The sequence below is a fragment of the Stenotrophomonas maltophilia group sp. Smal17 genome (genome assembly GCF_030237045.1).
Taxonomy (GTDB): Bacteria; Pseudomonadota; Gammaproteobacteria; order Xanthomonadales; family Xanthomonadaceae; genus Stenotrophomonas; species Stenotrophomonas forensis.
Window position 1 is genome coordinate 1 of sequence record NZ_JASJSU010000135.1, and the last position, 8,644, is coordinate 8,644.

Sequence of the window (8,644 nt, forward strand, 5' to 3'; positions counted from 1 at the left end):
GCCAGCGGCCGGCACTACCTTGGAGCGGTCAGGCCTTCTTGCGTTCGGCGATGTAGGCCTGGATCTGCTGTTCCAGCACCGGCAGCGGCACCGAGCCCTGCTTGAGCAGGGTGTCATGGAAGCCCTTGATGTCGAACTTGTCGCCCAGCTCCTTCTCGGCCTGCGCGCGCAGACGCACGATGGCGATCTCGCCCAGCTTGTAGCTCAGCGCCTGGCCAGGCCAAGAGATGTAGCGGTCCACTTCGGTGGTCACTTCATGCTCGCTCAGCGCGGTGTGGTCACGCAGGTAGGCCAGTGCCTGCTCGCGGGTCCAGCCCTTGCTGTGCACGCCGGTGTCGATCACCAGGCGCGCGGCGCGCCACATTTCGTAGGTAAGGCGGCCGAAATCCTCGTACGGGGTTTCGTAGATGCCCATCTCCACGCCCAGCTTCTCGCAGTACAGCGCCCAGCCTTCGCCATAGGCGGAGATGTAGGCGTTGCGGCGGAACTCGGGCAGGTTCTTCTGCTCGGCGGCGATGGCGCCCTGCAGCGCGTGGCCCGGATCGGACTCATGCAGGGTCAGCGCCGGCAGGTTGTACAGCGGGCGCGATGGCAGGTTGTAGGTGTTGAGCCAGTAGGTGCCCATGCCACCACGGCCGGCGGTCCAGAACGGTGCGATGTCCGGCGGCACCGGCACGATGGTGAAGCGCGCGCGCGGCAGCGTCATGTACTTGCCCAGCTGGCCGTCTGCCCGCTTGGAGATCCACGCCGCGCGCGACAGCAGCTCTTCCGGGGTCTTGGCGTAGAACTGCGGATCGGTACGCAGGAAGGTCAGGAACTCGGCGAAGCTGCCCTTGAACTTCACCTGCTTGATGATGTCGTTCATCTCGCCCTGGATGCGAGCGACTTCGCCCAGGCCGATGCGGTGGATCTCGTCCGGCGACAGGTCCAGCGTGGTGTATTCGTGGATCTGCTGCTTGTAGTACGCCTTGCCGTCCGGCATCGCTTCGGCAGCCAGCGTGGTGCGCGCCTGCGGCACGTACTCGCTGACGAAGAAGGTGCGCAGCTGCTGGAACGCCGGCACCACCTTGCCACTGATCGCTTCGCGCGCCTGCGCCTGCAGCCTGGCCTGCTCGGCGGCCGGAATGCTGTTGGGCAGCTTCTTGAACGGCGCGTACAGCGGCGACCCGGTGGGATCCTTCAGTTCGGCAACGGTGGCGATGGACACCTCGCGACCATCGAGCACGGCACGCGGCACGCTGAAGCCACGCTTCAGGCCGGCGCGCATGTTCTCGGTCTGCTGGCCGAAGTAGCGCGGCACGTCATTAAGGCGTGCGATGTAGTTCTGGTAGTCCTGCACGGTCTTCATCTCGCGCCGGGCCATGAAGGACAGGTTGGACCAGAACGAGGAGTCGGCGTTGAACGGCATCTCGTAACCGCGCAGGCGCACCTCTTCGGCCAGGTTGAACACCTGGTCGCGGTAGATCGCGTAGTTGACCTGGTTGTCGGCCGACAGGGTCTTCGGGTCGATCTTCTTCAGCGCGGCCAGGGTCTCGTCCCACACCTTCAGGCGTGCCTGCTGTGCGGCCGGGCCGACGTCGGGCATGCGGGTGGCATTGGCCGGGGCATCTTCGTCCTCACTGGCCTCACCGCCGCCGTCCTGGCGCCACTTCCATTCCTTCTCGTACACCGCACGGAAGGCGGCGTCGGCGGGCGATTCGGTGGCCACGCTGGCCGGTGCAGCGGTGGCGGGCGGCGCGGCCAGGGCCACGGCGGGGGCGGACAGGGCAATCAGCAGGGCAACGGCAAGACGGGTTTTCACGAGCACAGGTTCCCGGGAAGGCAGACCCCGATCATGGCACCGCCCACCGCCGGTGGCATGGGACGAAGGTCCTGCCTGGGCCGTGCCCGGTAGCTGCCGACCTTGGTCGGCGCTGGCTTTCCCCGTGTGCCAACCAAGGTTGGCAGCTACCCGGCAAGGCCGCCGAACATGCAGTAGATCCACGCCATGCGTGGATATCCCGGGTCCGGATACACATGTGCCGACCAGGGTCGGCACCTACCGGATGGGAGCCCCGGCAGCCTCAGTGGCTGGCCCTGTCCCGCTTCCAGCCCCGGTGCTTGATGTCCAGCTGCAGGCTGTACAGCGCGGTGAACGCCGGGAACAGGTTCTGCAGCACGCCCACCGAGTCCTGCTTGGCCGAGAACAGGAAGTAGCTCAGCGTCATCAGGCTGCCGACCACGCTCATGTACCAGAACAGGCGCGGGATGACCGGCTTGCCGGCGCGCTTGGAGGCGATGAACTGGACCAGCCAGCGGCCGCCGAACATCAGCGCGCCGGTATAGCCGATCAGCTTCCAGCCGGTCACGTGCAGGCCGGTCCAGTACAGCCAGGTCAGCGGCTGGTCGAGCCAGTGCAGTGCCAGGCCCATCACCGCTCTTCCACCGCGGTGCGCTTGCTGCGGGTGATCAGCCAGGCCACGCCGCGAAGGTCGCGGATGCCGACCAGCGCGCGGCCCAGGTTGTTGTACTTGGACACGCCGGCGGTACGGTGGCGGTGGTTGACCGGCACGCTGGTGGTCTTCCAGCCGGCGCGCTGCATCAGCGCCGGCAGGTAGCGGTGCATGTGGTCGAAGTACGGCAGATCGAGGAAGGCGCTGCGCTCGAACAGCTTGATGCCGCAGCCGGTATCGGGCGTGTCATCGCGCAGCATGCGCGCGCGGATGGCGTTGGCCCAGCGGCTGGCCCAGCGCTTGCTGCCGCTGTCCTGGCGGTTGACGCGCCAGCCGGCAAACAGCTTCACCTGCGCTTCGGCCGCATCGCGCGCGGCCAGCAGCTTGGGAATGTCGGCCGGATCATTCTGGCCATCGCCATCCAGGGTGGCGATCCAGGGCGCCCGCGCATGCTTGACGCCGGTGCGCACCGCGGTGCTCTGCCCGCTCTGGTTCACATGGTGCAGCACGCGCAGTTCCGGCGTGGTGGCCTTCAGCCCCTGCAGCACGGCCAGGGTGTCATCGCGCGAGTGATCGTCGATGTAGACGATCTCGAACGGCAACCGGCCACGCAGGGCAGCGGTGATTTCGGCGACCAGCGGGGCGACGTTGTCGCGCTCGTTGAACACGGGGACGACAACGGAAAGCTCGGGTTGGCTCATGAGGGACTCGGCCAAGGGGGGACAAAGACCGCGCATTCTCCGAAACCGAGGTTATCCGAAGATGAACCTGGCCGCGTGAGGATCACGGCTCAGGCGCGGTCGCCAAAATACTCGCGGCACCACTGCACGACGGGCGGCAATCCCACTTCGATCGGGGTCACCGCGTCGAAGCCGAAGGCATCATGGGCGCGCCGGGTATCGGCCATCGTGCGCACCATGTCACCGGGCTGCATGGGCTTGTAGACCTTCTGCGCGGGGCGGCCGGCAGCCTGCTCGATCACGCCGATGAAGCGCTCCAGCTCGACCGGCGTATGGTTGCCGAGGTTGAACACCCGGTGCGGCACCGGACCGTCGGCCGGATGCGCGAGGGCGCCAAGGATACCGGACACGATGTCGGAGACATGTGTGAAATCGCGCTGCATGCGGCCTTCGTTGAACACGTCGATCGGCCGACCGGCCAGCACCGCACGCGAGAACAGCAGCGGTGCCATGTCCGGCCGGCCCCACGGGCCATACACGGTGAAGAAGCGCAGGCCGGTGGCGCGCAGGCCGTACAACTGCGCGTAGGTGTAGGCCATCAGCTCGTTGGCGGCCTTGGTTGCCGCGTACAGCGAGCGTGGCTGGTCCACGCGCTGGTCTTCGGAGAACGGCGGCGTGGCCGAGTCGCCATAGACCGAGCTGCTCGACGCATACACCAGGTGCTGCACGCCACGGTGGCGGCACAGTTCGAGCATGTTGACGAAGCCGACCAGGTTGCTGTCGACGTAGGCATGCGGGTTTTCCAGCGAATAGCGCACGCCGGCCTGCGCGGCCAGGTGGATCACCGCGGTCGGCTGCACCTCGTCGAACAGCGCGGCCAGGCCATCGCGGTCGGTCAGGTCCAGCGTGCGCAGGTCCAGCGTCGGGCACAGCGCGGCCACGCGGTCGCGCTTGATCTGCGGGTCGTAGTAGTCGTTGAAGTTGTCCAGGCCGACCACCGGCTGGCCAGCCTCCAGCAGCGCGCGGGCGGTGTAGGCACCGATGAAGCCGGCAGCGCCGGTAAGCAGGAGGGTCATTGCAGTTGCCTGGAGATCAATGAGTACAGGTGCAGAGGATACGCTGCGGGCTCAGAACAGCCCGAAACGCTTCTTGGCCACATTGCTGCGGCCGGGTTCGATCACGTCCTGGATGTTCTTCGCATCGAAGCGGTCGAGCAGTGCTTCGGCGCCCTTTTTCAGCTTCAGGTCCATCTCTTCCGGGTACAGCGGCATGAGGGCCATGAAGGCGATGGTCTTGCCGTCCTCGAGCACCAGTTCGGCGAAGTCTTCCGGGGTGGTCACCGGCGGCAGCACGATGGCACCGTCGAAACCCACGCCCGGCGCATAGGGCTCGCTGGGGTGGCCGTTGGGGATGGTGTGGCCGAAGCCCAGCCAGGTGTCGTACTCGTGCGGCAGCCGCGCCATTCCCTTCAGCAGGCGCACCGGCCAGTAGTTGCGCTCGTCCTCGAAGGCGTCCTGCGAGATCGGCCAGTCGGCCGGCAGGGTCACCATCAGCTCCATGTAGCACGGCACGTCCGCGTCCACCTCGGCGGGCACGGTCATCGGCAGGTCGCTCATGCCGGAGGTCACCAGCCGCAGGTACGGGAACTGCTCATTGGCCGGCACCACGTGCACGTCGATGTGCACCAGGTCGGAGATGATCTCGTGGAAGACGCCGGACACCGGGCCCAGATGGCGCTCGATGTGCGCGCTGATCGCCTCGATGTGTTCTTCGCCCTGCGCCGGCGTGAAGTCCTTCTGGCGGCTGTGCACCATGATCGGGCTGCCGCCCGGGCTGACGTCGTCGAATGCGTTGCTCATGTCCTGCTCCCTGGATGAGGCCACGGGCCAGAGCACAGTGCAGGCCCCGGCGCGCGCGGCGGTGCGTTCCCTGTCATTCACGGGAAACGGCAGGAACGGGCCGCGTCCCCCGTTGCTGCGCCGGGCTCAGCCCTGGCGCGTACGCAGCTTTTCCAGCACGCCGTCCAGGGTGTCCAGATCGGTGTAATGGATGATCAGCTTGCCCTTGCCGCCGCGGCCGTGGTTGATCGCCACCTTGGCACCCAGCGCTTCGGACAGCTCGGTTTCCAGCGAGGCGATGTCGGCCTGCTGCACCTTCGGCGTGGCCACCGGGCGGTTGCTCGGCACCTTGCCAGCGGCGAAGGCCTGCGCACGGCGCTCGACCTCGCGCACCGACCAGCCTTCGTCGGCCGCTTCCTGCGCCAGCTTGCCGGCCAGCTCGGGGGCCAGGGTCAGCAGCGCGCGGGCGTGGCCCATTTCCAGGCGGCGGGTTTCCAGCAGCAGCCGGATCGCCACCGGCAGCTCCAGCAGGCGCAGCAGGTTGGACACCGCCGCACGCGAGCGGCCGACGGCCTCGGCGGCCTCGGCATGGGTCAGGGTGAATTCGCTGATGAGGCGTTGCAGCGCTTCGGCTTCTTCCAGCGGATTGAGGTCTTCACGCTGGATGTTCTCGATCAGCGCCATCGCGATGACGGTGCGGTCTTCCAGCTCGCGCACCACCACCGGCACTTCGTCCAGGCCGGCCAGCTGCGAGGCGCGCCAGCGGCGTTCACCGGCGACGATTTCGTAGTTGCCCGCCGGCAGCTGGCGCACCAGGATCGGCTGGATCACGCCCTGCGACTTGATCGAATCGGCCAGCTCGGACAGCTTGCCCTCGTCCATCTCGCGGCGCGGCTGGTACTTGCCCGGCTGCAGCTGGCCGACGGCCAGCTTGCGCAGCACTTCACCCGGCAGCGGCTCGATCACCGCGGTGGTGGCCTGCACCTGGCTGACCGCGCCCTTGGGACCGAGCAGCGCATCCAGGCCACGGCCGAGGCCTCGCTTCTTGGCTGCCGGCTTGCTGCTGGTCATCAGACGGTCTCCACGGCCTTGGCGGCCTTGTTGCGTTCGTTGTTGCGGCGGATGATCTCGCCGGCCAGGCCCAGGTAGGCCACGCCACCGCGCGAGGCGCGGTCGTAGCCGACGATGCTCTGGCCATGGCTGGGCGCCTCGGCCAGGCGCACGTTGCGCGGCACGATGGTGCGGAACACGCGGTCGCCGAAGTGCTCGGTGAGCTCGGCCGAGACCGCGTTGGCCAGGTTGTTGCGCACATCGAACATGGTGCGCAGCACGCCTTCGATCTCCAGCGCCGGGTTCAGGCTGGTACGCAGCGCTTCGATGGTCTCCACCAGCGCGCTCAGGCCTTCCAGCGCGTAGTACTCGCACTGCATCGGCACGATCACCGAATCGGCGGCGGCCAGCGCGTTGAGCGTCAGCAGCGACAGCGCCGGCGGGCAGTCGATCAGGATGTAGTCGTACTCGTCGCGGATCGGCGCCAGCGCGCGCTTCAGGCGCTGCTCGCGCTCGCTCTCACCCATCAACTGGATCTCGGCGGCGGTCAGGTCGATGTTGCCGGGCAGCAGGTCGTAGCCCTCGGCGGCCTGCACGCGCACGTCGGCAGCACTGTTCTCGCCGAGCAGCAGATCGCAGGTGGAGGCGGCCAGCTCGCGCTTGTCCACGCCACTGCCCATGGTCGCGTTGCCCTGCGAGTCCAGATCGACCAGCAGCACGCGCTTGGGTGCGTTGGCCAGGGAAGCGGCCAGGTTGACGGCGGTCGTGGTCTTGCCGACGCCACCCTTCTGGTTGGCGATGGCGATGATGCGGGCCATGCGGGTGTGCCTCGTCGACGGATGGTTGGGACCGGTCATTATGCGTACAACCGGCCCCGGGCGGAAATCGTGAATCGCCAACCCGTTGTTCCACAAAGGGCTGGCGGCGGCAATCAGGGGCCTGTAACCGTGACCAGGTGGCGTTCGCCGGCCAGGCCGGGCACGCTCAGCGGGGTCACCTCACGCACCTGCCAGCCTTTCGGCAGGTCCGCGATCTCTTCATGCGGGTAGACGCCTTTCATGGCCAGCAACACGCCACCGGGGCGCAGCAGGTGACCACCAACGCGGACGATGCCGGCAAGGGTGTCCATCGCGCGCGCGGTCAGCTGGTCGTAACGGCCGGCCTCGTCCAGCGCCTCGGCGCGTGATTCGGCCACGCGGGCGTTGCCCAGGCCGAGCTGGCGCACCGCCTCGCGCATGAAGCGTGCCTTCTTGCCGTTGCTCTCGACCAGGGTCACCTGCAGGCCCGGGCAGGCGATGGCCAGCGGGATGCCGGGCAGCCCGGGGCCGGTGCCGAGGTCGGCCAGGCTGCCATCGGCCACGAACGGCTGCATCGCCAGCGAGTCGAGCAGGTGGCGGGTGACCATCTCCTGCGGGTCGCGGATGGCGGTGAGGTTGTAGGTGCCGTTCCAGCGGTGCAGCAGGGCCAGGTAGCGCAGCAGCGGCGGTGCCAGCGCGGCATCCAGGCCCATGCTGGCCAGGCCCTGTTCCAGCGTGGCAGTCACGCTGGCGGGAAGTGGGTGTTCGCTCATGCCGGCATTATCGCCGGTTTTGCGCGCTGATTCCCCGCTTCAGTGCGGATACCAGGCCAATGCCGCGCGGAACTGCCCGCTGGCCTGCCATTCGTGCAGGTGCCAGCGCGCGGCCTCACCCAGTTCCGGGTCGCACCAGCGCAGGTGCAGGGCGCCGTCATTGCCGGGGGCCAGCTGCAGCCGGTGCAGGCCGAACGAGATGCCTTGGCCGTGGGCTTTCAGCATCGCTTCCTTGGCGCACCACACGCGGAAGAACCAGTGCTCGCGCCCGGCCTCGTCCAGGTGTTCCAGCCAGGCCACTTCCTCGGGATGGAAGAAGCGCCGCACGATCTCCAGCAGGCGTGGTCGCGGCCGCAGCAGCTCAAGGTCCACGCCCAGCCGCACGCCCTCGCCCAGCGCCACCAGCAGCACCTCACCGCTGTGGCTCCAGCCGGTGCCGTAGTGGGCCAGTGCGCCGGTCAGTTCAGGCCGTCCCTTGCCGTCGCGCACCAGCGGCAGCGCCTCCGGTTCGGCCCCCAGCGCCTGCGCCAGTACCTGCCGCGCCTGCGGTTCACCGCGGTGGCCGGGCACGTGGGTGCGCCGCCAGACCGTCACCGGGCCGAAGCGCCACGGGCCGTCGAGGGTGGCTGGCAGGCTCATCCGCACGCGCCCATCACGCAATTGCACGACGGGTTCACAGCCATGCGCGTCAACTGGTCACAGTTCCCCACCGGAGGTTCGATCATGGGCATCATCATCTGGCTGATCGTCGGCGGCATCGTAGGCTGGCTGGCCAGCATCATCATGAAGCGCGACGCCCAGCAGGGCATCATCCTCAACATCGTGGTCGGCATCGTCGGCGCGCTGATTTCCGGCTGGCTGTTCGGCGGCGGCATCAACGAAGCGATCACCATCCGCACCTTCCTGTTCTCGCTGATCGGTGCGGTGATCCTGCTGGCGATCGTCAACCTGTTCACCCGCAAGAGCATACGCTGACGCGGCGGTCGTGCCGGCCGCTGGCCGGCAGACGCATCACAAGGGGCCCGGCAATCGTCGGGCCCCGTTCTGTAGAGTCGAGCTTGCTCGACTGCATGG

10 protein-coding genes are annotated in these 8,644 nt (G+C 67.8%); 1 reads left to right on the forward strand and 9 read right to left on the reverse strand.

The window, feature by feature from the left end; genetic code table 11:
- Positions 1 to 28: 28 nt before the first annotated feature.
- The 9 genes from QRO93_RS20545 to QRO93_RS20585 form a co-directional block, all read right to left on the reverse strand.
- Positions 29 to 1,801 carry a DUF885 family protein gene (locus tag QRO93_RS20545; protein ID WP_180880053.1) on the reverse strand — a complete coding sequence of 591 codons (1,773 nt, stop codon included), beginning with the start codon at positions 1,799 to 1,801 and terminating at the stop codon, positions 29 to 31.
- A gap of 262 nt (positions 1,802 to 2,063) precedes the next feature.
- The gene (locus QRO93_RS20550) at positions 2,064 to 2,411 is read right to left on the reverse strand and encodes a lipid-A-disaccharide synthase N-terminal domain-containing protein (RefSeq protein WP_006476984.1); all 348 of its coding nucleotides are present in this window, start codon (positions 2,409 to 2,411) and stop codon (positions 2,064 to 2,066) included.
- Positions 2,411 to 3,133: a glycosyltransferase family 2 protein gene (locus tag QRO93_RS20555; RefSeq protein ID WP_049443806.1), complete on the reverse strand. Its 723-nt coding sequence runs from the start codon at positions 3,131 to 3,133 to the stop codon at positions 2,411 to 2,413. The genes QRO93_RS20550 and QRO93_RS20555 overlap by 1 nt, the downstream gene beginning before the upstream one ends.
- Before the next feature lie 89 nt (positions 3,134 to 3,222).
- On the reverse strand, positions 3,223 to 4,188 hold the full coding sequence (locus tag QRO93_RS20560) for an NAD-dependent epimerase/dehydratase family protein (protein ID WP_285304342.1): 966 nt from the start codon (positions 4,186 to 4,188) through the stop codon (positions 3,223 to 3,225).
- Positions 4,189 to 4,239: 51 nt separating this feature from the next.
- On the reverse strand, positions 4,240 to 4,971 hold the full coding sequence (locus QRO93_RS20565) for a suppressor of fused domain protein (RefSeq protein WP_180880049.1): 732 nt from the start codon (positions 4,969 to 4,971) through the stop codon (positions 4,240 to 4,242).
- Positions 4,972 to 5,097: 126 nt separating this feature from the next.
- Positions 5,098 to 6,021, reverse strand: coding sequence for a ParB/RepB/Spo0J family partition protein (locus tag QRO93_RS20570; RefSeq protein WP_008267278.1), 924 nt, complete (start codon positions 6,019 to 6,021; stop codon positions 5,098 to 5,100).
- Complete coding sequence (locus QRO93_RS20575) at positions 6,021 to 6,818, reverse strand: ParA family protein (RefSeq protein ID WP_006476989.1); 798 nt, start codon at positions 6,816 to 6,818, stop codon at positions 6,021 to 6,023. Before QRO93_RS20575 ends, QRO93_RS20570 begins: the two co-directional genes overlap by 1 nt.
- A gap of 113 nt (positions 6,819 to 6,931) precedes the next feature.
- A complete protein-coding gene (rsmG, locus tag QRO93_RS20580; RefSeq protein WP_180880048.1) occupies positions 6,932 to 7,570 on the reverse strand; it encodes a 16S rRNA (guanine(527)-N(7))-methyltransferase RsmG in 639 nt (212 codons plus the stop codon).
- Between the two features lie 39 nt (positions 7,571 to 7,609).
- Positions 7,610 to 8,209 (reverse strand): 4'-phosphopantetheinyl transferase superfamily protein, encoded by a 600-nt coding sequence (locus QRO93_RS20585; protein WP_180880046.1) that lies wholly within the window; start codon positions 8,207 to 8,209, stop codon positions 7,610 to 7,612.
- Positions 8,210 to 8,293: 84 nt separating this feature from the next.
- Here QRO93_RS20585 and QRO93_RS20590 point away from each other — a divergent pair, with 84 nt between their 5' ends.
- The gene (locus QRO93_RS20590; protein ID WP_005411656.1) at positions 8,294 to 8,545 is read left to right on the forward strand and encodes a GlsB/YeaQ/YmgE family stress response membrane protein; all 252 of its coding nucleotides are present in this window, start codon (positions 8,294 to 8,296) and stop codon (positions 8,543 to 8,545) included.
- The last annotated feature ends 99 nt before the right edge of the window (positions 8,546 to 8,644 follow it).

Bases quoted from the DNA above. Each gene is read 5' to 3' on its own strand.
- QRO93_RS20550 (WP_006476984.1), bottom strand. From the start codon at position 2,411: ATGGGCCTGGCACTGCACTGGCTCGACCAGCCGCTGACCTGGCTGTAC.
- QRO93_RS20555 (WP_049443806.1), bottom strand. From the start codon at position 3,133: ATGAGCCAACCCGAGCTTTCCGTTGTCGTCCCCGTGTTCAACGAGCGC.
- QRO93_RS20560 (WP_285304342.1), bottom strand. From the start codon at position 4,188: ATGACCCTCCTGCTTACCGGCGCTGCCGGCTTCATCGGTGCCTACACC.
- QRO93_RS20565 (WP_180880049.1), bottom strand. From the start codon at position 4,971: ATGAGCAACGCATTCGACGACGTCAGCCCGGGCGGCAGCCCGATCATG.
- QRO93_RS20570 (WP_008267278.1), bottom strand. From the start codon at position 6,021: ATGACCAGCAGCAAGCCGGCAGCCAAGAAGCGAGGCCTCGGCCGTGGC.
- QRO93_RS20575 (WP_006476989.1), bottom strand. From the start codon at position 6,818: ATGGCCCGCATCATCGCCATCGCCAACCAGAAGGGTGGCGTCGGCAAG.
- rsmG (WP_180880048.1), bottom strand. From the start codon at position 7,570: ATGAGCGAACACCCACTTCCCGCCAGCGTGACTGCCACGCTGGAACAG.
- QRO93_RS20585 (WP_180880046.1), bottom strand. From the start codon at position 8,209: ATGAGCCTGCCAGCCACCCTCGACGGCCCGTGGCGCTTCGGCCCGGTG.
- QRO93_RS20590 (WP_005411656.1), top strand. From the start codon at position 8,294: ATGGGCATCATCATCTGGCTGATCGTCGGCGGCATCGTAGGCTGGCTG.